This is a genomic window from Aquirufa sp. OSTEICH-129A, from assembly GCF_054558355.1.
The window spans coordinates 253,852-276,850 of record NZ_JBPXKC010000002.1 but is presented as its reverse complement, the minus strand read 5'-3'; the positions used below and the strand labels follow the sequence as shown (position 1 = coordinate 276,850).

At 39.4% G+C, this 22,999-nt stretch carries 24 protein-coding genes; 13 read left to right on the top strand and 11 right to left on the bottom strand.

Annotated features, from left to right (window positions below):
- Positions 1-188: 188 nt before the first annotated feature.
- The 7 genes from accC to SKC36_RS05035 form a co-directional block, all read right to left on the bottom strand.
- A complete protein-coding gene (gene accC / locus SKC36_RS05065) occupies positions 189-1,532 on the bottom strand; it encodes an acetyl-CoA carboxylase biotin carboxylase subunit (RefSeq protein ID WP_459454269.1) in 1,344 nt (447 codons plus the stop codon).
- Positions 1,533-1,580: 48 nt separating this feature from the next.
- Positions 1,581-2,051: an acetyl-CoA carboxylase biotin carboxyl carrier protein gene (accB, locus tag SKC36_RS05060; RefSeq protein WP_459454270.1), complete on the bottom strand. Its 471-nt coding sequence runs from the start codon at positions 2,049-2,051 to the stop codon at positions 1,581-1,583.
- A gap of 67 nt (positions 2,052-2,118) precedes the next feature.
- Positions 2,119-2,682, bottom strand: coding sequence for an elongation factor P (gene efp, locus SKC36_RS05055; RefSeq protein ID WP_459454271.1), 564 nt, complete (start codon positions 2,680-2,682; stop codon positions 2,119-2,121).
- Between the two features lie 15 nt (positions 2,683-2,697).
- The gene (locus SKC36_RS05050; protein ID WP_459465020.1) at positions 2,698-3,699 is read right to left on the bottom strand and encodes a beta-ketoacyl-ACP synthase III; all 1,002 of its coding nucleotides are present in this window, start codon (positions 3,697-3,699) and stop codon (positions 2,698-2,700) included.
- A 21-nt stretch (positions 3,700-3,720) separates the two neighbouring features.
- Complete coding sequence (plsX, locus tag SKC36_RS05045) at positions 3,721-4,665, bottom strand: phosphate acyltransferase PlsX (RefSeq protein WP_459454273.1); 945 nt, start codon at positions 4,663-4,665, stop codon at positions 3,721-3,723.
- A 128-nt stretch (positions 4,666-4,793) separates the two neighbouring features.
- Positions 4,794-4,982, bottom strand: coding sequence for a 50S ribosomal protein L32 (rpmF, locus tag SKC36_RS05040; protein ID WP_459454274.1), 189 nt, complete (start codon positions 4,980-4,982; stop codon positions 4,794-4,796).
- Between the two features lie 22 nt (positions 4,983-5,004).
- Positions 5,005-5,580 (bottom strand): YceD family protein, encoded by a 576-nt coding sequence (locus SKC36_RS05035; protein ID WP_459454275.1) that lies wholly within the window; start codon positions 5,578-5,580, stop codon positions 5,005-5,007.
- Positions 5,581-5,642: 62 nt separating this feature from the next.
- Here SKC36_RS05035 and SKC36_RS05030 point away from each other — a divergent pair, with 62 nt between their 5' ends.
- On the top strand, positions 5,643-6,278 hold the full coding sequence (locus SKC36_RS05030) for a phosphatase PAP2 family protein (protein ID WP_459454276.1): 636 nt from the start codon (positions 5,643-5,645) through the stop codon (positions 6,276-6,278).
- Positions 6,256-7,914, top strand: a complete 1,659-nt coding sequence (locus SKC36_RS05025; protein ID WP_459465018.1) for an ArnT family glycosyltransferase — start codon at positions 6,256-6,258, stop codon at positions 7,912-7,914. Before SKC36_RS05030 ends, SKC36_RS05025 begins: the two co-directional genes overlap by 23 nt.
- Here SKC36_RS05025 and SKC36_RS05020 read toward each other — a convergent pair whose 3' ends face one another.
- Positions 7,915-8,334: a nucleoside-diphosphate kinase gene (locus tag SKC36_RS05020; protein WP_459454278.1), complete on the bottom strand. Its 420-nt coding sequence runs from the start codon at positions 8,332-8,334 to the stop codon at positions 7,915-7,917.
- A 72-nt stretch (positions 8,335-8,406) separates the two neighbouring features.
- Between SKC36_RS05020 and SKC36_RS05015 the strand changes: the two genes are divergently transcribed.
- The 10 genes from SKC36_RS05015 to SKC36_RS04970 all read left to right on the top strand — a co-directional run bounded on the left by SKC36_RS05015 (position 8,407) and on the right by SKC36_RS04970 (position 18,871).
- Positions 8,407-9,435: a DHH family phosphoesterase gene (locus tag SKC36_RS05015; RefSeq protein WP_459465016.1), complete on the top strand. Its 1,029-nt coding sequence runs from the start codon at positions 8,407-8,409 to the stop codon at positions 9,433-9,435.
- Positions 9,436-9,487: 52 nt separating this feature from the next.
- Entirely contained in the window at positions 9,488-10,351 is an 864-nt protein-coding gene (locus tag SKC36_RS05010; protein ID WP_459454280.1) for an FKBP-type peptidyl-prolyl cis-trans isomerase, read from the top strand.
- 118 nt (positions 10,352-10,469) lie between these two features.
- Positions 10,470-11,324 (top strand): FKBP-type peptidyl-prolyl cis-trans isomerase, encoded by an 855-nt coding sequence (locus SKC36_RS05005; protein ID WP_459454281.1) that lies wholly within the window; start codon positions 10,470-10,472, stop codon positions 11,322-11,324.
- A 5-nt stretch (positions 11,325-11,329) separates the two neighbouring features.
- Positions 11,330-12,226: an FKBP-type peptidyl-prolyl cis-trans isomerase gene (locus tag SKC36_RS05000; RefSeq protein ID WP_459454282.1), complete on the top strand. Its 897-nt coding sequence runs from the start codon at positions 11,330-11,332 to the stop codon at positions 12,224-12,226.
- Between the two features lie 4 nt (positions 12,227-12,230).
- A complete protein-coding gene (rdgB, locus tag SKC36_RS04995; RefSeq protein ID WP_459465014.1) occupies positions 12,231-12,830 on the top strand; it encodes an RdgB/HAM1 family non-canonical purine NTP pyrophosphatase in 600 nt (199 codons plus the stop codon).
- A 74-nt stretch (positions 12,831-12,904) separates the two neighbouring features.
- Positions 12,905-15,427, top strand: a complete 2,523-nt coding sequence (locus SKC36_RS04990) for a DUF5686 and carboxypeptidase-like regulatory domain-containing protein (RefSeq protein WP_459454284.1) — start codon at positions 12,905-12,907, stop codon at positions 15,425-15,427.
- A 133-nt stretch (positions 15,428-15,560) separates the two neighbouring features.
- Positions 15,561-16,205 (top strand): glycerol-3-phosphate 1-O-acyltransferase PlsY, encoded by a 645-nt coding sequence (gene plsY, locus SKC36_RS04985; RefSeq protein ID WP_459454285.1) that lies wholly within the window; start codon positions 15,561-15,563, stop codon positions 16,203-16,205.
- Positions 16,206-16,259: 54 nt separating this feature from the next.
- Complete coding sequence (locus tag SKC36_RS04980) at positions 16,260-17,633, top strand: dipeptidase (protein WP_459465012.1); 1,374 nt, start codon at positions 16,260-16,262, stop codon at positions 17,631-17,633.
- Complete coding sequence (gene murQ / locus SKC36_RS04975) at positions 17,633-18,460, top strand: N-acetylmuramic acid 6-phosphate etherase (protein ID WP_459465010.1); 828 nt, start codon at positions 17,633-17,635, stop codon at positions 18,458-18,460. Before SKC36_RS04980 ends, murQ begins: the two co-directional genes overlap by 1 nt.
- 84 nt (positions 18,461-18,544) lie before the next feature.
- Positions 18,545-18,871, top strand: a complete 327-nt coding sequence (locus SKC36_RS04970; protein ID WP_459454288.1) for a c-type cytochrome — start codon at positions 18,545-18,547, stop codon at positions 18,869-18,871.
- Positions 18,872-18,924: 53 nt separating this feature from the next.
- On the opposite strand, the gene SKC36_RS04965 is transcribed toward SKC36_RS04970, so the two are convergent.
- Positions 18,925-19,449 carry a DUF5606 family protein gene (locus SKC36_RS04965; RefSeq protein WP_459454289.1) on the bottom strand — a complete coding sequence of 175 codons (525 nt, stop codon included), beginning with the start codon at positions 19,447-19,449 and terminating at the stop codon, positions 18,925-18,927.
- Positions 19,450-19,478: 29 nt separating this feature from the next.
- Complete coding sequence (gene yihA / locus SKC36_RS04960; RefSeq protein ID WP_459454290.1) at positions 19,479-20,096, bottom strand: ribosome biogenesis GTP-binding protein YihA/YsxC; 618 nt, start codon at positions 20,094-20,096, stop codon at positions 19,479-19,481.
- Positions 20,097-20,277: 181 nt separating this feature from the next.
- Between yihA and hemE the strand changes: the two genes are divergently transcribed.
- A complete protein-coding gene (hemE, locus tag SKC36_RS04955) occupies positions 20,278-21,309 on the top strand; it encodes a uroporphyrinogen decarboxylase (protein WP_459454291.1) in 1,032 nt (343 codons plus the stop codon).
- A 156-nt stretch (positions 21,310-21,465) separates the two neighbouring features.
- On the opposite strand, the gene guaB is transcribed toward hemE, so the two are convergent.
- A complete protein-coding gene (gene guaB / locus SKC36_RS04950; RefSeq protein WP_459454292.1) occupies positions 21,466-22,935 on the bottom strand; it encodes an IMP dehydrogenase in 1,470 nt (489 codons plus the stop codon).
- Positions 22,936-22,999: the final 64 nt, after the last annotated feature.

Genomic DNA, 22,999 nt, shown 5'->3' with positions numbered 1-22,999 from the left:
ACGGAATTTGTCTTAAGGATTTGATTATGACCTATTTTGCAACTAAACGGGCATTCAATCGAAAAATGGGAGTGCAAATTTAGAAATTCAAAGACTAATATCCAAGCGAGATATCAAAAAATAAAAATATATGTCTGAAAACAAAAAAGGAGGCCTTCGCCTCCTTCTTTGAATGTTTCCATCAGGGCCTATAAATTGCTTAAATCAAAGCTGTCCATAAAGGCTGTGGTGAATTTACCCGATTGAAAACCAGGGTCATCCATTAATTTAATGTGGAAAGGAATGGTCGTTTTAATTCCCTCAATCACAAATTCCTGAAGCGCTCGTTTCATTCGTAGTAAAACTTCCTCTCTGCTTTGTCCGCTTACAATCACTTTCGCAATCATGGAATCATAATTTGGAGGGATGGTATAGCCAGAGTAAACGTGGGAGTCAATACGTACTCCATGTCCACCAGGTAAATGTAAGTTGGTGATTTTACCAGGAGATGGTCGGAAGCCATTGGAAGGATCTTCCGCGTTAATACGACATTCTAAAGCATATAATTTAGGGAAGTAATTTTGCCCTGAAATAGCAATACCAGCTGCTACTTTAATTTGCTCCTTTATTAAGTCAAAATCGGTTACTTCTTCTGTAATAGGATGCTCTACCTGAATACGTGTATTCATCTCCATAAAATAGAAGTCGCCATTTTTGTCTACTAAAAACTCAATGGTTCCAGCTCCTTCATATTTGATAGCCGCAGCACCCGCCACTGCTGCTGCACCCATACGAGTACGAAGGTCGTCTGTTAAGGCAGGAGATGGTGTCTCTTCACACAATTTTTGGTGACGTCTTTGTATGGAGCAATCACGTTCTGATAAGTGACATACAGTACCAAATTTATCGCCCACTACCTGAATTTCAATATGACGAGGTTCTTCCACGAATTTCTCCATGTACATTCCATCGTTTCCAAAGGCTGCAGCAGCTTCCATTTTGGCATCATCCCAAAGTTTAGCAAATTCAGACTCTTCACGGATGATACGCATACCGCGTCCACCACCACCAGCAGTGGCTTTGATGATAACAGGGTATTTAATTTTTTTGGCTAATTCTATGGCTTCCTCGACGGTATCCAGGAGACCATCTGAACCAGGAATCACAGGTACCCCAGCTTTTTTCATGGTATCTTTTGCCGTGGCTTTATCTCCCATGGAATTAATCATCTCAGCCGAAGCTCCAATAAATTTGATTCCGTGTTCTTCACAAATGCGAGAAAATTCTGCATTCTCAGATAAAAAGCCATAACCTGGGTGAATGGCATCAGCACCGGTAACTTCAGCGGCTGAAATAATGGCAGGGATACTTAAATAAGATTGTTTACTGGGAGGGGGGCCAATACAAACCGCCTCATCCGCAAAACGAACATGCAAACTGTCGCGATCTGCTGTGGAAAAAACAGCCACCGTTTTGATGCCCATTTCCTTGCAGGTACGAATGATTCGAAGGGCTATCTCCCCACGATTCGCAATGAGTATTTTTTTAAACATAGTAATTCTTTTTTGGCGCTCTAAAGCCTTTTGCAGGCGGAGCTTATATTATGCTTTTTCTACTAGGAAAAGGGGTTGGTCAAATTCAACAGGTGTGGCATTATCCACTAAAATTTTCACGATTTTACCCGATACTTCCGCATCGATCTCGTTGAATAATTTCATTGCCTCAATCATACAAACCGTTTTACCAGGTTCGATGCTCGATCCAACTTCTACATAATTACCTTTATCTGGCCCTGGAGCTAAATAAATGGTTCCAATCATAGGTGATTTTACTGTATATAAATTGTCTGCTACTGGAGCCGGTGCTGCTGCCACTGGAGCGGCTGGTGCAGCCGCGGCAACTGCCGGTGCAGGCGTAGCTGCAGGAGCTGGGCTGTGAACTACTTGTACACTTGGTGCAGCTTCTCCATGTTTTTTAACAGAAACTTTTAATCCTTCAGTTTCAATACTAACCTCTGCTAGAGGTGATTTTGCGATATAATCTAGTAATCGCTGTATTTCTTTGGTGTCCATTCTTGATAGTATTAGGTTTACCTGCTTGTGCTTATGGTACAAATGTAATAAAAATGAGATAAGCTGTTTATTTTACTCTTTCCGCATAGGCGTAAGTACGCGTATCTACTTTGATAACTTCGTCTTGTTCAATAAAGATAGGTACGGTAATGGTGGCACCTGTCTCTACGGTAGCGGGTTTTTTGGGCGAGTTAGCTGTATCTCCACGAACACCAGGTTCTGTGTAAGTTACTTTTAATTCCACGAATGGAGGTAATTCGCAAGAAATAGCCTCATCATTCTCGGTATTAATTAAGATTTCTACTTCTTGACCTTCTTTCATTAAATCTGCCATCACCACGAGGTTGTCATTTAACAAGATTTGCTCAAATGATTCATTGTCCATGAAGTTATATCCATATTCATCTTTATAAATGAATTGGAATTTTCTTCTCTCCACACGAACTGGATAAATGTTTACCCCTGAGTTGAAAGTATTATCAATCACTTTGCCAGAAGTTAAGGATCTCAATTTCGTGCGAACGAAAGCTGGGCCTTTTCCTGGTTTAACGTGTAAAAATTCGACGATGGAAAAAAGGTCATCATTGTATTTGATAACCATTCCATTTTTAATGTCTGCTGTAGTTGCCATGTATGTAATGTAAAATTATTTCGGATTATAAGCCCACTTCACATAAGCAGATGCCCAGGTAAAGCCTCCACCGAAAGCTGCTAAAATTAAATTATCTCCTTTTTTCAATTGGTTTTCATAATCCCAAAGACATAATGGGATGGTGGCTGCTGTGGTATTTCCATATCGATGGATATTCAACATCACTTTATCTTCCCCAATGTTCATGCGGTTCGCCGTAGCATCAATAATGCGCTTATTGGCCTGATGAGGTACCAAAAAGGCAATATCATCTCCTGTCAATTGATTTCTTTCCATAATTTCCGCAGAAATATCTGCCATGCGCGTCACCGCGAATTTGAAAACAGATTGACCTTCTTGGCGGATATAATGTAGTTTTTGGTCGATGGTTTCATGACTTGGAGGATAGGCACTTCCACCTCCTTTTTGCATCAAACTTTCACAACCTTCTCCGTCTGATTTTAAAATAAAATCTTGAACCCCCATACCATCTTCTGTAGGTTCCAACATCACGGCACCGGCTCCATCTCCAAAAAGAATGCAAGTAGTGCGGTCTGTGTAGTCTACAATGGCCGACATTTTATCTGCACCCACTACCACAACTTTTTTGTAACGGCCTGATTCGATGAAGGCAGTACCTGTTCCTAAAGCATTTAAAAAGCCCGAGCAAGCAGCAGCTAAATCAAAAGACGCCGTTTCGCGAATACCCACTGATTTACAAATCAAGTTGGAACAAGACGGGAAAAAATAGTCTGGGGTAACCGTAGCACAAATTAATAAATCAACCTCCTCTGGTTTCGTATTCGTTTTCTTCAATAATTCAGTGACAGCTTTGGCTCCCATGAAAGAAGTTCCTAAGCCTTCACCTTTGAGAATTCTACGTTCTTTGATTCCGGTACGAGTGGTAATCCATTCGTCGTTAGTTTCGACTAACTTTTCTAATTCTTCGTTGGTCAACACATAGTCCGGTACATATCCTGCTACTCCGGTAATGGCTGCGTTTATTTTATGGGTCATGTTTCTTTAACCTAAACTTTTTTATTTGTTCTCGATGATGCCCTTGATTTTCTCGTAGACTTTCGATTCCACCACGGACTTACATAGTCCAATCATATTTTTAATAGCTAGCGGACTCGATGCACCATGTGCGATGATCACGTTGCCATTGATTCCAATGATGGGACTACCTCCGTATTTTTCGTAATTGGTATTTTCAACAAATTCATTGGTCATCCCTTGGTCCTTCATGATGTTATAAATGGATTCACCCATTTTTAACATGATGTTTCCCGTAAAGCCGTCCGTTACAATAACGTCTGCTTTTCCCTTGAAGAAATCTTTTCCTTCAATATTACCGATAAAATTAATGTTTGTATTCGCTTTTAATAAAGCATGAGTCGCCTGGGCCAAAATAGAACCTTTTTGTTCTTCTTCACCAATATTGATGAGGCCTACGCGAGGGGATTTGATGCCAGTAGTAGCTTCAAAATATACGGAACCTAACAAGGCAAACTGTTCAAGCATTTCTGGCTTACAGTCCGCGTTGGCACCAATGTCCAGCATCACGGCATATTTTCCATTGGTCTGTGGAACAAAACCAGCAATGGCTGGTCTTTGTATACCTTCAATGGTTTTTACGGAGAATAAGGATCCCACCATCATGGCTCCTGTATTTCCTGCCGAAGCAAAGACATCGGCTTTAGCCTCCTTTAAAAGACCAAACCCAATTCCGATGGAGGAATTGGGTTTTTGGGATAAAGCTCGGGTAGGGTGTTCACCCATTTCAATCACCTGATCTGCGTGAATGATTTGGATTTGCGTTCCAGTATATTGATGTTCATCCAAAATAGCTTGGATGGTATCACGAGGACCTACAGCTAGAATTATTTCATTATTGGAAAGACTTGGAAGCGCTAAAAGTATACCCTCTATTACTGCTTTCGGAGCAAAATCTCCACCCATCACGTCGACCGCTATTTTCATCTAATTATGTTTAATTACTAAAGCTTGAGGCAAAAATAGTATTAAATTTAGTCAAAAAATAGCATTTTAACGGGATATTTTCGCTTGAGGCAAAAATAAGTTGTTTTCCTTGATAAAGAGAAATAAGACTAAGAAGAATAACCTTCTACGATCATCTTTCCTTTATAGAATAAGTTTCCTTCGTGAACGTGGGCACGGTGGAATAAATGAGTTTCTCCTGTTTGGCTATCCACAGCTAATTGTCTTGGAGTGCTAAAATCGTGAGAACGTCTTTTGTCACGGCGTGTGGTTGAAATCTTTCTTTTAGGATGTGCCATTGTATGTAAATTGAATTAATTTCTAATTATTGTCTGTTAATTTTTTTAATGCTGCCCAGCGTGGATCCATGCTTTCTTCCTCTGTTTTAGGAATATCAGTTTCCTTGGCTGTGGTATATAAAAATTCGTTTTCAGCTGATTCATCTTCTGGTTTAACAAACCTAGGATGTAATTTTTTCATAGGCACCTGTAAGGCTATGAAATCATATAAATCCTGCGATAAATCAAGTTTTGGTTCTTTTCTGTCAATTAAAAACAGATTATCCCCCAAGTCCTCAAAATGATCCCCGTATTTGTAAATTAACTTTTCCTGAATATCCATGGGGAACTCAAATTCCTCATTGGATCGATCACAAATTAAATTCAAATGGCCTTTGATCTTCATCAAAACCTGGATCATGGTAGCAGATTTATTTAACTCTATCTCTGCCTGAAACTTGCCTTTTTGTACCCATTCCTGCTCAAAAGCCTTAAAAAATTCATCTCCGCCCTCAAAGCTATATCGGTACGATTTATCTTCTAAGGAAATGATGGGTATCTGATAGGCATCCAATACTTTCATGTTCTCTCGGGTAAAAAGGATTGCAAAATTAGTCATTTTTTTGGAAACAGCAAGGTTAAGCTGGAACAATTTGATAAAATCTTACGACCTTTGAATTCATGAATCAACTACCCGCCTCCATTCGATCTTTTATACGGACTTGGCTGTTCTTCGAAGTCATTGTTTGGATTTATTCCTTAGCCTTTCAGCGATTTGATCAAGTGCGCTGGATTAATGAGTGGCATCAACCCATTTTAGACCTAGTATTTCGGTTTTTCACCAGTTTAGCAGAGGTATTCCTGCCTTTGCTTTTTGCCATATTTCTATACATTAAACAGCGAAAATGGGTTTTACCCTATTTAGCATCTTATCTATTATCCACGCTCATCACTCAGGGACTTAAGCATTTTGTTTTTGAAGGTAGTTTAAGGCCATTCGCTTATTTTAGAGATGAAAGCTATACATGGTATACCGTACCCGGGGTATTTATCAATGAATTTAATAGTATGCCTTCCGGACATACCGCAGCTGCCTGGTTTATGTTTTTTTGGATGGCCTTGATAATCAAATCTTCTCGCTGGGGTATTCTCATGGCTTGCATGGCCGCAGGTGTCGCTTTGTCGCGCGTGTATCTTTTTCAACACTTTCCCATAGATACCGCGGTTGGGGCCATCATTGGGGTAATGAGTTCAGCTATCCTATATTATTTGACCATCTATAAAAAAATGCCTCATGAGTCCAATCCTGCTGCGTAGACCTTACCTTTTTTGGTTCTTTATCGGGGCCTTGGTGTATATTCCTTTTCTTGGGGCGAGCCATTTATTTGATTGGGATGAAATCAATTTTGCGGAGTCGGCCAGAGAAATGATTAAAACGGGGGACTACCTCAGTGTTCAAATTAATTTTAAGCCATTTTGGGAAAAACCACCTTTGTTTATCTGGTTGCAAGCCTTAAGTTTTCAATTCTTTGGGACATTTACAGACCTGGCTTGGACTAGCATGGAGTTTGCCGCCCGCTTTCCTAATGCCTTGATTGGAATTGCCACTTTATTGACATTATATCGAATTGGAGTGAAGCATTTTTCACCTAAAATGGGTCATTTATGGGCATTTTCGTATTTAGCGGCCATTACTCCTCATGTGTATGCTAGTTCCGGCATCATTGATCCATTATTTAATTTGTTGATTTTCTTGGGGGTATATTTTTTAATTCAATCTTTTTGGAAAGACTTTGCCACAAAGGAATTAGTTATTTCTGCCTGCTTTATCGGTCTTGCTTTATTAACTAAAGGTCCGGTTGCCTTGTTGATTTGGGGATTAACCGCTGTGGTTTATCTCGTTTTGAATCGAAAAGAATGGAGCCGACTTTTTGCTTGGTTGAAAGCGCTAACCTGGGTTAGTATCATTGCTATTATTTTCTTTATCTCTTGGTACGGAATCATTGCCTTAAAATTTGGAACTGGCATTATTGCTGATTTTTTTGCTTACCAAGTTCGGCTTTTAACTACCGGCGATGCAGGACATGGCCAGCCTTTTTATTACCATGCCATCGTATTAATATTAGGCTGTTTTCCTATTTCCATTTGGGCGATAAGTCCATTGATTTCCCGAAAATCTGAAATTAATTTAGCTACGGAGCATGAGCGAGATTTGAGCCTTTGGTTTCGAATATTATTTTGGGTCGTGTTAATTCTATTTAGTTTAGTTAAGACTAAAATTGTTCATTATTCTTCCATGTGTTGGATTCCATTGAGCTTTTTTTCTGCCCGAGTTTTATGCGATTGGGAATCGGGCTTCAGTTCTTGGAAAAGAATTCACAGCATCGGGCTGCTTGTCATAGGTTTGTTGTTTTCATTAATTTTATCCCTAGTGCCCTACATTGGATCTCATGCCTTTGAATTCATTCCTTACATTGAGGATAAATTTGTTCAAGGAAATTTACAAGCTCCTGTTTATTGGTCGGGATTTGAAATAGGCATAGGATTGGCATTTGCCTTGGCTATTTTGTTTTGGATTACCAAGAAAGGGGCCTTAGTTCCTAAGCGCATTTATGGCTTAATGATAACGGGAATTGCCATCATCATGGTTTACATGGCGGTAGTGGTGCCAAAAATTGAAGGATATACGCAGGCTACTGTGATAGATTTTTATGAATCTAAAGTAGGTCAAAAGGTGTACATAGAAACCGTTGGTTTTAAGTCATTTGCTCATCTCCTATATTTCCAAAAGCCAGAAGGCTCTCCAGATGGAGAAACACTGATTAAGAATGACCGTGTGGATAGACCTACTTACTTTGTCATGAAAAATGATGTGGATGATGCCATGCGATATCACCCACATCTTACCTTCATGAAAGAAGAGAATGGTTTTTTATTCTTTAAGCACAAATAATTAGATAAGTTCTTTTTCAGAAAAGAAAAATGAACCTTCTATGGCGGCGTTTTCATTGGAATCAGAACCATGAATGGCATTGGATTCCAAGGATCTGGCGAACTGTTTGCGAATAGTTCCTTCGGCTGCTTGCGCTGGATTAGTAGAGCCAATCAGTTTGCGAAAATCCTCAACGGCGTTTTCTTTTTCAAGAATCATCGGGATAATGGCTCCTGAACTCATATAATCACACAAGCTTTGGTAGAAAGGTCTTTCTGCATGAACAGCATAAAACTTACCAGCTTCTTCACTATTTAATTGTACTTTTTTAAGAGCCAAGATTTTAAAACCAGCTGCTTCAATTTGCTGAATGATGGGTCCTGTAAAGCCATCTGCCACAGCATCAGGCTTGATCATAGTAAAGGTGCGATTTGTAGGCATAGTAAAATTTTTAATCAAATTTATCTTTAACTTTGCGAACGCCCAAATTTATTATGGCGCATTATCAAATTTATGTCTTCCATTTCGGCGCTTCAAGCACAATTACTTCCTGGTACTAAGGCAGTCATCACGACGCACTTTAATCCTGATTCTGATGCCATTGGCTCTTCATTAGCTTGGCAAAATTATTTGCTTCAGCTGGGTGTTGATGTCCGTGTTATCGTACCTTCAGTGGTTTCTGCCAACTTAAAGTGGATGGCAGGAGCGGAGGATATACTTAATTTTGAAGATACGGTACATCGAGTACAAATTGAAGCAATCATTCAAGAAGCGGCTTTCGTTTTTTGTTTGGATTTTTCAGGTATGCAACGTTTGCATGGTCTGAGTCATTTAATTAAAGCGGCTCGTGGGAAAAAAGTAGTGATTGACCATCACCTCAATCCAGAGGATTTTGGTGATTATTATTATCACCGGACAAGCGCCGCTTCCACTTGTGAATTAATTTTTGATTTGATTCAAGAATGGGGACATGATGCCTACATAAATGAATCCATGGGTGCCTGCTTGTATTCTGGTATCATGACGGATACAGGTTCTTTTCGCCATCCCAACACGACAGCCCATGTACATGAGGTGGTAGCTCAATTGATTAAAAAAGGGGTTAATACCAATGCCGTTCATCGAAAAATATTTGATTCGGCTAGTTTGGACCGCTTGCGATTTTTAGGCCATGTGTTAGCCAACCGCTTGGATTATCTACCTGAATACCATTTGGCCTTACTTTGGATCACAGAGGAGGATCAAAAGCAATTTAATTCCCAAGCCGGAGATACGGAAGGTATCGTAAACTATGGCTTACAAATAGCTGGGGCAATTTGGGCTATTTTATTAATACAGCGTCCTGATGGTATTAAATTATCTTTTCGGTCCATCGAACCATTTGCTGTCAATGAATTTGCCTCTACATATTTTGAAGGAGGTGGTCACAAAAATGCCTCAGGTGGTCGATTTTCTTCTAGCTCCATCGAAGGGGCGAAGGAAAAATTGCAAGAAGTGTTACCTTTGTATCTTTCTGAAATAAATCGAGTTAAAAATTTATAAACGAAACAATCTAAAACAATCTATAACAGACTCAGGTCTCAACAAAACAATCATGCGTAAACAACTCATTGGTCTTTTATCCGCAGTCGTATTTTTGTCTGCATGTAATCAAAACAAAGTCGAGATTATCGATGGCGTAAAAATTCAATTTCACAGTCATGACGACAAAGCCAAAAAACTGAAGGATGGAGACATCATTACTTTTGGTTTAGTGATTAAAAATTCAACAGATTCTGTTTTACAGGATACTTACAAAGAAGGTAAGCCAGGTAAAGGAATGATTCAAGCTCCGAATAACGCTCCTGGTTCATTCAAAGGTACTTTCGAAAACGGATTACGTTTATTGGCCTTAGGAGATAGTGCTACTATCTTAGTTCCGATCGATAGTTTGACTAAAAACATTCAAGCGCCACTTCCTCCATTCTTGAAGCCTGGTTCAGATTTGAAATACACAGTTAAGGTATTAAAAGTACAATCACGTGCAGAGTTTGAAAAAGAAATGGAAAAAGAAGCGGCTGCTAACAAGCAAGCGGCGGCTGGAAAATTGGCTCAAGAGCCAAAGGTGATAGCTGACTATGTGGCTAAATCAGGTAAGAATTTCCAGAAATCAGCTTCCGGTTTGTATTATGCTATACTTAATCCAGGTGCTGGAGCTTCAGCTAAAATGGGAGAGACTTGGTCTGTAAACTACCGTGGATCTTTCGTTGATGGTAAAGAATTTGATAAAGGAAGTGCTGCTGAAATGCCATTAGGTCAAATGATTCCTGGTTTCAACGAGGCATTAACTTTATTGAAAAAAGGTGGAAAAGGTATCTTCGTTATTCCTTCAGCTTTAGGTTATGGAGATCAAGAGCGTGGTCCTATTCCAGCCAATTCAGTATTGGTATTTGAAGTAGAGTTATTGAACAAAAAATAAATTTTAAGGGGATTTCGGTCCCCTTACTTCTTTGTTCCATACGAATCGGATATCATATTCGTTTAAAATGGAATAAAATTGAGTGAATTAGTGAATCTATATGATGATGGTCAATCGAATGTTTGTTAGAATTAGTGCTTTTTTGGCTTTGACTTTGGGTTTGGGGGCTTGTTTAAGCAATGTGGAATTAGTGGATGAAATTAGAGCCAAAGAAAATCAAGCTCAGATTACTGCCTATTTTACTAAATTGGGCCAAAGTCCAACCGCCATGGAAAACGGAGCCTATTATGTGCTCACTAAAACAAATCCAAGCGGCGAATTAGCCACTAAAGGGGACACCTTATCCGTACACTTTGAATTTGCTAACTTGGTTACAGGTCAGGTCCTAGACAGTACTGATCGTAAAAACAATGCTCCATTTGTCTATCTTTATGGATTTACGAATCCAGTATTTAGCCGCTTGATGGCATTTCTTCGTGAAGGAGAACAGGCGGTATTGGCATTGCCAGGAACGGCCCAGGAGTTTCCGGGTTTACCTGCCTACACACCTATGAGAGTGACGATTAAATCCTATAAAGTACGTTCACAAGCTGATAATATCAATGAATTTATAGCTGCTCGTGGTTATAATGTCACTGAAACCACCGAGGATGGTTTACGATTTATACAATTAGTTAAAGGTACTGGGGAATTAGCTGCCAGCGGTAAAGTCGTCAAAGTGAAATATACAGGCCGTTTTTTAAATGGTGTAGCTTTTGACGGTAATATGTTGAAAACAGACAGTCTTTCAGTAACCATTGGAGGATCACAAACCGTAAAAGGTTTTCAAAAAGGTATCGAGAAAATGCGATTGGGGGAGAAGGCTATCTTGGTTTTCCCTTCTACCTTGGGGTACGGTCAAGCAGGATCAGGAAGTATTCCGGGTTATACCCCCTTGATGTTTGAAGTATATTTAGCCAAAATTAATGAGTAGTTATCATGAATAGAAGTACACTTTACCTAATTATTACACTAATTTTTACGCTTTTCACATTCGCTAGTTGTAATTTTAATGCCATCGATCAACAGGTTGAAAACAACGAAAGTGATATTCAAAAATACATTAAGGATAACAAGTTAAATGCCCAAAAATCTCCAGAAGGGATGTATTATTCCATCTTATCTGCAGGGACTTCGGGTAAACAAGCTAATTACACCGATTTAGTGAAGTTCCATTATGTCATGACTTTATTAAACGGTTCCAAAGTAGATTCTACCTCCCGTATTCTTAAGCAGCCTAGGGCCTATGTAACGGGAAGTTTTGAGAGTATTTTCTCATTGCCTTTGCGATACATGAAAGAAGGCGACAAAGGCGTCTTTATACTACCAGCTAGTTTAGCCTTTGGTGGTAGCTCTTATGGAAATGGCCTTATTCCTGCTTTTTCTGTCATTAAAATCGATATAGAGTTGATTTCTATCCAATCAGAAACTCAGGTAATTGATGAGATGAAAAAGACCTACAATGTCAACAATCCTGAGGTGACAAGTAGTGGTTTGATATTCCAAAAAACCATTTCTAATCCCAATGGTAAAGCCCTAATACCAGCTCAAACGTATCTGGTCAACTATACAGGACGTTTAGGTTTTAGTTATTTAAAACTGGATGCTGCCGGAAAGGTCGTTTATGATCCAATTTTTGATTCTCGTAATGGAGCATCTATGTTGGTAGGAGCAGGTCAACTTATTGCCGGTTTTGATGAAGGTATCATGAAGTTGAAAATGGGAGAAAAAGCCATCGTCATCATACCATCCAAACTTGGATATGGCGCCAATAACCAAGGATCTATTCCAGCCAACTCACCTTTATGCTTTGAAATAGAGGTTCCAGTTCAATAATTCCATGTTACCCATCTTATATCTGGCGACCCAAAATCCTCATAAGGTAGAAGAGCTTGCAACGCTTTTACAAGGGGAGTTTGAGCTTAGAACCGTCAAAGACTTGGGTCTGGAGGAAGAAATACCAGAAACTGGAAAAACCTTACAGGAAAATTCCTTGTTGAAAGCACAATTCATTGCTCAACGCTATCAGGTTACTTGTTTGTCGGATGATTCAGGTTTAGAAGTGGAAGCCTTAGGTGGAGCACCTGGTGTTTATTCCGCTAGGTATGCCGGGGAGCCCAAAAACGATCGTAAGAATCTTGAATTATTATTGAAAAATTTAGAACACATCAATCAACGCCAAGCAAGATTCGTGACCGTTTTAACCTATCATGTACAAGGTCAGTATTTTCAATTTGAAGGAGAAATACTAGGAAATATTACTTTACAAGCCCAAGGTTCAGTTGGTTTTGGATACGATCCCGTATTTCAGCCCGAGGGTGAAAGTCGGACCTTTGCCGAAATGAGCCTTCAAGAAAAAAATCAAATGGCTCATCGAGCGCGTGCTTTACAGAAATTCAAAAGATTTGTCGACGAAAATCGAAAATCTCACGACATATAGTGGGATTGTTGCAATCAATCTGTATTTTTGCTTAGGTATCTTTTAAGCTTTTAACTTTGTTCAACAGTAGATAAATGAATTGGAGAAGTCGTGTTTTTTTGGCTCTGCTAATTCTTTTGGTGGGTGTGCATTGGGCTGAAGCTCAATATGTGATCAAGGGAAGAGTAACGGATGCTTCCAATGGAGATCCTGTGCCCTTTGCTTCGGTGGGTTTAGTGGGTATAAATCTAGGTACAACAACTAATTTTCAAGGGGAATACACGTTTAATTCCAAAGTCTTAACGGATTCTTTATTTGTATCTTTTGTCGGGTACAAAAAAAAGGTCAAATTCATTGATAAGAAGAAAACGACTCAAGTAGTTGATTTTCAATTGGAACCAGCCCAGAGATCTTTGCAAGAAGTCGTGGTGTATTCTGGGGAAAATCCAGCCTTCAAAATTTTACGTCAAGTATTAAAGCAGCGCGACATCCATGACCGCAATAAGTTGACGGCTTATGAGTATGATTCTTATACCAAAATGGAGCTGGATGTAGACAACATTTCAGAGAAATTAAGGAATACAAAAATCATGCGGGAGATTGAATCCTCCATTAAAAAGTTTGAAAAAGAAGCAGGAGAAGATGGAAAGCCTGTTATTCCAACATACATCTCGGAGTCAATAGGTAAATTTTATTACCGTGAGTCCCCCAAAAGAAAGAAGGAAAAAATCCTAAAGACCAATATCAAAGGTGTCGGGGTACAAGACGGAGGTTTCATCTCCCAGTTGGTAGGTGGTAATCTGGTAGCAAATTATAATTTTTACCAAAATTATGTGCCCTTCTTCGGAAAGGATTTTGCCAGCCCTATTGGAGATAACTGGAAAGGAAATTATAAATATTTCTTGGGCGATACCGTCAATGTAGATGGTCATATCTGCTATCAATTGGATTTTGATCCTAAAAATCCACAAGACCTAGTCTTTACGGGTCAAATGTGGATTGATACTACCAGTTTTGCTTTAGTGCAGATTGATGCGGTGATCGACAAGCAAGCCAATTTAAATTTCATTGATAAGATTAAAATCTCTCAAGAATTAGAACAAGTGGCTGATGGAGCTTGGTTACCCTCGCGCACTCGTTTTTTAATTGATATTGAAGAACTGACCAAAGGCTCAGCTGGGATGTTATTAAAGATGTATATCTCCAATAAAGGCTTTATTGTTAACCAGCCTAAGCCATTAGAGTTTTATGATTTGACTTCAGAAGTAGCCGAGGATGCCAAAGAACCTGACCCTGAGTTTTGGAAACATGCACGGTATGAACCTTTAAGTCGACAAGATTTAACGGCCTTTGCCTTGATTGATTCGGTAAAGAATTTGCCCGTTGTGCGTACCTATGTGGAAATAGCGGAAATAGCATTGAGTGGTTATAAGAAGTTCAATGATATTGAGGTGGGGCCTTATTTGAGTAGTTTCGCCGTCAATCGCTTGGAGGGAGCACGATTTAGATTGGGATTCAGAACCAATTCTAATTTTGATAAACATTGGATTTTGCGAGGTAATGTGGGATTTGGTACAAAAGATTTAGTGCCCAAATATTCCATTGAAGTCAATTATCTTTTCTCCAAAGCGAAGTGGACAATTGCTGGATTACGGCATTCCTATGATATCGAACGGGTTGGTTTAACTCCCGAATTAATTGGTGATAACCGCTTATTTTATGCTTTTACCCGATGGGGAGCTTTTTCTGGAGCATTTTTTAGAAGGGAAAGTGAGGCATTTTTTAGTACTGAGCTTACCAAAGGTTTGAGTTTTACAGCTCAAATGAATACGCGTTCATTTGATCCACTGTTTAGATTTCAATACCGTTTAAAACCTGAGTTAGGGAATGCTTCGCCTGTACAAGATTATTACCAAGAGTCCTTTTTTACCCTAGAAGCTAGATTTGCCAAGGGGGAAACTTTTATCATGAATGGTAATGAACGCATCACTTTAGCTACCAAGCGCATACCCGTGGTGACTTTTCGATATCAAAGGGGACTAAAAGGCTTTTTGGGAGGTGATTTTGATTACGAGCGATTTACGCTAAAAGCTTATCAAACATTTAGATTAGGCACTTTAGGTAGATCTGATTATACCTTATCCATGGGTTATACCCCATCCAACTTACCAGCTCCCTTATTATTTCCTCATCTAGGAAATGAGACTTTGTTTTTTGTACGTAGTGCCTTCTCCACCATGAATTATTTTGAATTTGTGAGTGATCAATTCGTTTCTTTGCAATACAACCATAATTTCGAAGGTTTATTATTCAATCGTATTCCCTTGATCAAGAAATTGAAATGGCGATTTATTGCTAGCGGAAATTTATTGTGGGGCAGTCAAAGAAAGGCAAATAAAGACATCATGAAAGATGTCAATAATCCATTGAAATCGAAGTTTCTCGACATGTATTCTTTTGACTCCTTGAATCCTAATGTACCTTATGCTGAGGTGGGTTATGGAATCGATAATATTTTCAAATTATTTAGGATTCAAGCCTTCCACCGTTTGTCGTATATGGATCACGGTTCACCTAAGGCTTTTCGCCTGATGGCATCGGTTAATTTCTCATTCTAAGCAATTTTGGTATATTATTAAGACGAAAATTTAAACATTTCAAGAATGTTTTTAATGTTCTTGATTTTAGGTTTAAGCCACCCTATATTTGGGTTCTGCGCCTCGTTAAATTATGGTGACATTTAATATTATAATGATTTTAATTCTCATTGGGCTTTGTTTATTAAGCTACATATTGGGCTCTATACCTACGGCTATTTGGTATGGTGAAGCCTACCATGGAGTAGATATCCGTACCTTGGGAAGTGGGAATGCAGGAGCTACCAATACCTTTCGGGTATTAGGAAAAAAAGCAGGTAGTATTGTCTTGTTTGTGGATGCATTTAAAGGATTTTTAGCTACTTCTTTGTCTACTTTTTTATTTTACCTTCATTTGATTGATTGGCAGACCTGCGTATCCTTAAAAATTGTCTTTGGATTTTTGGCAGTATTAGGTCACTTGCTGCCCATATTTTGTGATTTTAAAGGAGGAAAAGGAGTGGCCACCTTGATGGGTATGGTTTTGGCCTTGCATCCCGAAGCAGCTTTGGTGAGCATAGCTGTATTTTTACTTGTATTTTATGTATCCAATTACGTCTCTTTAGGTTCTATGGTGGCCTCCTTGGTATTTCCCTTTTTGATGGTTTTCAAGGTCTTTGGAGAGGAATTTCCGATTCTGATATATTTTGGATTTATCGTGGCATCTTTGGTCATTTTCATGCACCGCAAAAATATTGCGCGTATCCTTCAAGGAAAGGAGAATCGCATGTATCTAATCCCTCGAAAGAAACAATCCTAAGTCGTTTTTATTTATCTTTGTGCGTGGATGTTGTAATCCCATTCGCCTTTCGATATGAAAAAAACGCAAGCTTATATTCAAGCAAATCAACAACGATTTTTAGATGAATTATTGGATTTATTACGAATCCCCTCTATCTCGGCGGATCCTGCCTATGCTGGAGATGTTCGTAGAGCGGCAGAATATATTGCCCAAAATTTACGTCAATCTGGTGCAGATCACGTTCGTTTAGAAGAAACTGCTGGCTTTCCAGTGGTTTATGGTGAGAAAATCATTGATCCCCAAGCTCCTACTGTTTTGGTATATGGACATTATGATGTTCAACCTGCAGACCCTTTGGAATTATGGGAGAGCCCGCCCTTTGAACCAGTTATCAAAGATGATATCATTTATGCCCGTGGGTCTTCTGACGACAAAGGACAGGTTTTCATGCATGTGAAAGCCTTTGAAGCGATGTTAGCTACGGATAATTTACCTTGTAACATCAAGTTTATGATTGAAGGGGAAGAGGAAATTGGCTCCAATAATTTAGCCATTTTTGTGGCGAATCATAAAGAATTATTGAAGGCAAATGTTATTTTGATTTCTGATACGGCCATCATTGCCAATGACATTCCATCCATTGATGTAGGTTTACGAGGTTTAAGCTATTTGGAAGTAAAAGTTCAAGGACCAAACCGCGACTTACATTCAGGGGTTTATGGAGGTGCGGTAGCAAATCCGATCAATATTTTATGTGAAATGATTGCCTCCATGCATGATGAATTTAATCGGATTACCATTCCAGGTTTTTATGATGCTGTTCAAGAATTAAGTGCTTCCGACCGAGCGGCTATGGCTCAAACACCATTTGATTTGGATGCTTATCAAAAAGATTTAGGAATTGCTTCCGTACATGGGGAAAAAGGCTATTCTACCCTTGAAAGAGCGTCCATCCGTCCGACACTGGATGTTAACGGAATATGGGGTGGATACATTGGTGAAGGGGCTAAAACAGTTCTCCCTTCGGTAGCGCATGCTAAAATTTCCATGCGATTAGTTCCAAATCAAAGTTCAGAAAAAATCACCCAGTTGTTTATAGATCATTTTAAGTCCATAGCACCTAAAGGAGTGAAAGTGACTGTCACACCCCATCATGGTGGGGAGGCTTATGTGATGCCAACGGATTCCATTGCTTATCAAGCTGCTTCCAAGGCCTTAGCCGAGACATTTGGAAAAGAGCCCGTTCCTACTCGTGGCGGAGGAAGTATACCGGTACCTACTGTTTTTGAAAAAGAATTAGGAATTAAGTCGGTTTTAATGGGTTTTGGATTGGATTCAGATGCCATTCATTCGCCTAATGAGCATTTTGGCTTGTTTAATTTTTATAAAGGAATAGAAACAATTCCTCATTTTTTTAAGCATTTTTACACACTTTCTTCAAAATAATGACCGAGAATTTAAGCAAGCTAGCCACCGAGTCTGACTCTAATTATTTGGATTTGGATAAACAGTCGGTAGATACCATTTTACGACAAATCAATGCCGAAGATAAAACAGTGCCTTATTCGGTAGAAAAGGTGATACCTCAAATTGAGAAATTGGTCTTACAGATAGTTGCTAGAATGCAAAAGGGTGGCAGATTATTTTATATAGGAGCTGGTACAAGTGGTAGATTAGGAGTGGTAGATGCTTCGGAATGTCCTCCAACTTACGGAGTCCCTCATGATTGGGTTATAGGTTTAATTGCAGGGGGTGATGGCGCCATTCGAAGGGCTGTGGAAAATGCCGAAGATGATGAAAAGCAGGCATGGCTCGATATGAAAGCTTACGACATTGATGAACATGATGTGGTGATAGGTATTGCCGCCTCAGGAAGGACGCCTTATGTTATTGGAGGTCTACGAGATGCCAATGCCCACGGCGTTTTAACCGCTTGCATTGTTTGTAATAAGGGAAGTTTGATTGCCCAGGTGGCTCAATATCCGATCGAAGTGGTAGTGGGGCCTGAGTATGTGACGGGTAGTACTCGCATGAAATCAGGTACAGCACAGAAATTGGTTTTGAATATGATTTCGACTGCGGTAATGATTCGATTAGGTCGGGTTCGAGGAAATAAAATGGTGGATATGGCCTTAAGTAACCACAAATTAGTTTTACGAGCCATTCGTATGGTTAAGGAGGCCACGGGTGTGACAGAAGATAAAGCTTCGGAATTATTGGATCAACATGGAAGTGTTAGAGCTGCTGTGGATGCTTTTCATGCCTCTATTTAATAAAAAGGGAGAAATATGCGTAAAAGCATATAGAAAATAAAGTTTAAATCCCTTATTTTGTGAACAATTAAACATTCAATCAAAATGAAAAAAATATCAAAATTTATTTTGGCTGTTACCTTAGGAACCTTTGCATTTGGATTTCAAGCCCATGCAGAAGATTTTCCTGCTGATATCAAGCCATTAATGCAAAAATATACTTGCTTTGCTTGTCACAAGGTAGACGCTCGTTTAGTTGGACCTGCCTACACCGAGGTTGCTAAGAAAAAGTATAGCAATGCGAAAATTGTTGAATTAATTGCGAATCCAAAACCAGAGAACTGGCCAGGTTACCCACCAATGATGGCATTGAAAAATGTACCAAAGGCGGATGCCATGAAAATTGCTTCTTGGATCAATTCTTTGAAATAAGCATAAAAAAAATCCCGAATAAATCGGGATTTTTTTATTTAGTATGGAGCGGCTTATTTAGTCGCTTTTGCTTTTTTAGGAGCTTTCTCCGTTTTTTCTTCTGTCACTTCTTTTACTTCCTTTGCTGCTTTTGGCGCTTTTGCCGCCTTTTCCACCTTAGGCTCGGCAGGAGCAGTTTGGAACATATCAGGAGTATTATTCACTAAAATTAAATACCAAGAAAGGATTTTTTTGATGTCTGAGGCATATACACGATCCGAATCGTAGTTTGGAACAATGCTGGCTAATAAGCCAAATAACTCTGAATCACTTGCCTTTTTTGGCTCGATTTGTAAGCTTCCCTGACATACAGTATGAATCTTTTGGAATAAATCACCTAATGGCAAGGTGCTATCTTGGTGATCATCTAAGTATAGTGAGATATCTTTTAATACAGAAATACGTGTTTGACCACTAACAACAGACTTTTGCTTAAGAGCATCTAATGTTTCTACAATAACCCCCGTACGAGTGGGTTTCAATACTCTAAATAATCCGCTTTTGCCTGAGATGTGGGCAATTTCATTTAATAATTCCATGTGTGATGTTTAATTCGGTCGCAAAAATATTAAGATTTCCTTGATTTATAGGGAGATGAGTCAATTAATTCCTGAATACTAGCTAAGATTTCTTCTCTTCCTTGATGTTTTTCAGCGGAAGTGATGAACATTTTCGGTAAAGCTTCCCAAGATTGTAATAAGTATTCTTGGTAATGTTTGAAATTGTCATCCACCTGTTTTTGAGATAATTTATCCGCTTTGGTGAAGACAATGTAAAAAGGAATTTGTTCTTCTGCCATTCTTTCCATGAATGCAATATCCACGGGTTGAGGCTTCAAACGTAGGTCTACCAATAAAAACAAACAGGTTAAACTTTTACGATTGATCAGGTAATCTAAAATCATCTTTTCAAATTCCTTTCTCTTTTCTTTGCTTACTTGGGCATAACCATAGCCAGGTAAATCCACTAAATACCAATTGTCGTTAATCAAAAAGTGATTGATTAATTGCGTTTTACCTGGTGTTTGAGATGTTTTGGCTAATTTTTTGTGAAAGGTAATGGAGTTGATTAAAGAAGATTTACCCACATTCGAACGACCGATGAAGGCAAATTCTGGGAATTTGTCAGGCGGACATTTTAAGTAATCGGTATTACTGGTGATGAATTGCGCACTAATTACTTGCATATGGGTAACAGGTTAAGATGGTAAAGATACAAGGATATTATTTATTAGGGTTTAGTTATTAGTTATTAGGGATGAGTTTTTAGTGATTTCGGCATGGCAGGTATCTCTAATCACTAATAACTAATCACTATTAACTAATCATTTGCCATTTCTTAACTACCTTTGTGGCTTGATTTACAATATGGAAGTACTACAAAATGATCGCCTGATTAGGGCTGCGAAAGGGTTGCCAGTAGATAGAATACCTGTCTGGGTGATGCGTCAAGCTGGAAGAATCTTGCCAGAGTATAGAGAAGTTAGGGCCAAGGCTGGCTCTTTTATAGGATTGGCCACCCATCCGGAGTGGGCAGCCGAAGTAACCATTCAGCCGGTAGATCGATTTGATGTAGATGCTGCTATTATTTTTTCAGATATTTTGGTCGTTCCCGAAGCCATGGGCTTGCCCTATGTGATGGAGGAGCAAAAGGGCCCTGTATTTCCCCAAGTCATTCGTTCCCAAGCGGATCTAAATGCCTTGAAAACAGCCGTTCCCGAAGAGGATTTGGCCTATGTGTTGGATGCCATAAAAATTGTTAAGCGGGATTTGTCGGGTAAAATACCTTTAATAGGTTTTGCTGGGGCACCATTTACTATATTTTGTTATATGGTGGAAGGGAAAGGGTCTAAAACTTTTTCTCAGGCTAAAAAAATGCTTTATGCTGAACCCGCTTTAGCACATGCGCTATTGCAAAAAATTACGGATTCTACCATTGCCTACCTGAAAGCCCAAGTGGCGGCAGGTGCCAACTTGATTCAAGTATTTGATTCTTGGGCAGGTATTTTGTCTCCAGCCCAATACAGTATTTTTTCCACTCCTTACCTCAAGCAAATTTGCGATGCTTTAACTGAGGTTCCGGTGACCTTATTCGCAAAGGGTGCGTTTTTTGCTCGAGAAGAAATGGCTCAATTGAATTGCGCTACCATTGGATTGGATTGGAACATGGATATTCAGGAATCAAGAAAACTGGTAGGTCCGAATAGAACACTTCAAGGTAATTTAGATCCATGTGCACTTTATGGCGATTTTAAAACGGTAGAGAGTGAAACCAAAAAGATGATCGATCAATTTGGGACCCAGCGCTATATAGCCAATTTAGGCCACGGCGTTTATCCTGACATCCACCCAGATAAGGTGAAATGTTTTGTTGATACCGTTCATAATTATCCAGTATAATTTATTGAATAGTTGGTAAAAATGAAAAAGCTCAGGGTTTAAACCCTGAGCTTTTTTGATTATCAATATCTTGGACAATATCTTTAAAAACTTATTCGTTTTTGCAACGCTGGCAAGGTTTCAAACCTTGACAGCGTTAAGGGAAAAAACTGTTTTTTATTTAGCACTATAATTCGGTGCTTCTTTGGAAATGCTGACATCATGCGGATGGCTTTCTTTCACGCCTGCCGAAGTGATTTTAACAAATTTGGCCTGTTGCATATCCGCAATAGTACCCGCTCCGCAATAACCCATACCAGCTTTTAATCCACCTACCATTTGGTATAGAATTTCCGTCACTGAACCCTTAAATGGTACACGACCTACGATACCCTCAGGAACCAATTTTTTAATATCATCTTCCGCATCTTGAAAATATCGATCCTTAGATCCATCTTCCATGGCCTCTAAAGAGCCCATGCCACGATACGATTTAAATTTACGACCTTCTAGAATGATCATTTCACCCGGTGCTTCGTCAGTACCTGCTAAAAGGGATCCAATCATAACGGTACTTGCACCTCCTGCGATGGCTTTGGCAATATCCCCTGAAAAACGAATACCTCCATCAGCAATTAATGGAATATTATAAGGTTCTAGGGCCTTAGCAGCCTCATATACCGCAGTTAACTGGGGCATTCCCACTCCCGCAATGATACGGGTAGTACAAATACTGCCTGGACCCACCCCCACTTTTACGGCATCTGCTCCTGCTTCAGCTAATGCTTTGGCCGCTTCTCCCGTAGCGATATTGCCCACAATCACATCCAAACTTGGGTAGGACGTTTTAACGGATTTCAAAGCATCTATGACACCTTTGGAATGGCCATGTGCTGTATCTATACTAATTACGTCTACACCTACTTGGACCAATGCTTGTACACGATCCAATAAGTCGGGGGTAACTCCAACAGCAGCTCCCACTCGTAAACGACCCAACGAATCTTTCGAAGCTAAAGGGTGGCTTTTACGCTTTAAAATATCTTTGTAGGTAATTAATCCAATCAATCGACCATTCTTGTCGATGATGGGTAATTTCTCAATTTTATGCTCTTGCAAAATACTCTCCGCCGCTTCCATGCTAATTCCTTCATTCGCTGTGATTAAATTAACCTTGGTCATGATTTCATGTACAGGTCTAGCCGTTTCCTTTTGGAAACGTAAATCACGGTTTGTTAGAATACCAACCAAAATTCCTTGGGTATCAATGACAGGAATACCCCCAATTTTAAATTCCTTCATGATGCGCTGAGCATCTCCCAAAGTTTGCGTATCATGTAAGGTAATGGGATCGATGATCATACCGGATTCTGAACGCTTTACTTTGCGAACTTGTGCCGCTTGCTGAGCAATCGTCATATTTTTATGAATGATTCCAATGCCTCCCTCTTGCGCTAAAGCAATGGCCAAGTCAGCCTCAGTCACCGTATCCATAGCTGCAGAAACAATAGGGATATTCAAACTGATATTTTTGGTCAGTCGAGTTTGAGTCTTTACATCACGTGGTAAGACTTCGGAATAGGCAGGAAGCAACAGTACGTCGTCGTAGGTGAGAGCTTCAAAAAGAAATTTGGATGAATCAAGCATGGCAAATAGTTTGAACGGGAATTGGATTTATCGGATGAAGGCGAACCATACCCTTATTTGCGAG

What these genes read in the sequence shown, in the direction of transcription:
- accC (WP_459454269.1), bottom strand. Translation starts at nt 1,532, where the DNA reads ATGTTTAAAAAAATACTCATTGCGAATCGTGGGGAGATAGCCCTTCGA.
- accB (WP_459454270.1), bottom strand. Translation starts at nt 2,051, where the DNA reads ATGGACACCAAAGAAATACAGCGATTACTAGATTATATCGCAAAATCA.
- efp (WP_459454271.1), bottom strand. Translation starts at nt 2,682, where the DNA reads ATGGCAACTACAGCAGACATTAAAAATGGAATGGTTATCAAATACAAT.
- SKC36_RS05050 (WP_459465020.1), bottom strand. Translation starts at nt 3,699, where the DNA reads ATGACCCATAAAATAAACGCAGCCATTACCGGAGTAGCAGGATATGTA.
- plsX (WP_459454273.1), bottom strand. Translation starts at nt 4,665, where the DNA reads ATGAAAATAGCGGTCGACGTGATGGGTGGAGATTTTGCTCCGAAAGCA.
- rpmF (WP_459454274.1), bottom strand. Translation starts at nt 4,982, where the DNA reads ATGGCACATCCTAAAAGAAAGATTTCAACCACACGCCGTGACAAAAGA.
- SKC36_RS05035 (WP_459454275.1), bottom strand. Translation starts at nt 5,580, where the DNA reads ATGACTAATTTTGCAATCCTTTTTACCCGAGAGAACATGAAAGTATTG.
- SKC36_RS05030 (WP_459454276.1), top strand. Translation starts at nt 5,643, where the DNA reads ATGAATCAACTACCCGCCTCCATTCGATCTTTTATACGGACTTGGCTG.
- SKC36_RS05025 (WP_459465018.1), top strand. Translation starts at nt 6,256, where the DNA reads ATGAGTCCAATCCTGCTGCGTAGACCTTACCTTTTTTGGTTCTTTATC.
- SKC36_RS05020 (WP_459454278.1), bottom strand. Translation starts at nt 8,334, where the DNA reads ATGCCTACAAATCGCACCTTTACTATGATCAAGCCTGATGCTGTGGCA.
- SKC36_RS05015 (WP_459465016.1), top strand. Translation starts at nt 8,407, where the DNA reads ATGTCTTCCATTTCGGCGCTTCAAGCACAATTACTTCCTGGTACTAAG.
- SKC36_RS05010 (WP_459454280.1), top strand. Translation starts at nt 9,488, where the DNA reads ATGCGTAAACAACTCATTGGTCTTTTATCCGCAGTCGTATTTTTGTCT.
- SKC36_RS05005 (WP_459454281.1), top strand. Translation starts at nt 10,470, where the DNA reads ATGTTTGTTAGAATTAGTGCTTTTTTGGCTTTGACTTTGGGTTTGGGG.
- SKC36_RS05000 (WP_459454282.1), top strand. Translation starts at nt 11,330, where the DNA reads ATGAATAGAAGTACACTTTACCTAATTATTACACTAATTTTTACGCTT.
- rdgB (WP_459465014.1), top strand. Translation starts at nt 12,231, where the DNA reads ATGTTACCCATCTTATATCTGGCGACCCAAAATCCTCATAAGGTAGAA.
- SKC36_RS04990 (WP_459454284.1), top strand. Translation starts at nt 12,905, where the DNA reads ATGAATTGGAGAAGTCGTGTTTTTTTGGCTCTGCTAATTCTTTTGGTG.
- plsY (WP_459454285.1), top strand. Translation starts at nt 15,561, where the DNA reads ATGATTTTAATTCTCATTGGGCTTTGTTTATTAAGCTACATATTGGGC.
- SKC36_RS04980 (WP_459465012.1), top strand. Translation starts at nt 16,260, where the DNA reads ATGAAAAAAACGCAAGCTTATATTCAAGCAAATCAACAACGATTTTTA.
- murQ (WP_459465010.1), top strand. Translation starts at nt 17,633, where the DNA reads ATGACCGAGAATTTAAGCAAGCTAGCCACCGAGTCTGACTCTAATTAT.
- SKC36_RS04970 (WP_459454288.1), top strand. Translation starts at nt 18,545, where the DNA reads ATGAAAAAAATATCAAAATTTATTTTGGCTGTTACCTTAGGAACCTTT.
- SKC36_RS04965 (WP_459454289.1), bottom strand. Translation starts at nt 19,449, where the DNA reads ATGGAATTATTAAATGAAATTGCCCACATCTCAGGCAAAAGCGGATTA.
- yihA (WP_459454290.1), bottom strand. Translation starts at nt 20,096, where the DNA reads ATGCAAGTAATTAGTGCGCAATTCATCACCAGTAATACCGATTACTTA.
- hemE (WP_459454291.1), top strand. Translation starts at nt 20,278, where the DNA reads ATGGAAGTACTACAAAATGATCGCCTGATTAGGGCTGCGAAAGGGTTG.
- guaB (WP_459454292.1), bottom strand. Translation starts at nt 22,935, where the DNA reads ATGCTTGATTCATCCAAATTTCTTTTTGAAGCTCTCACCTACGACGAC.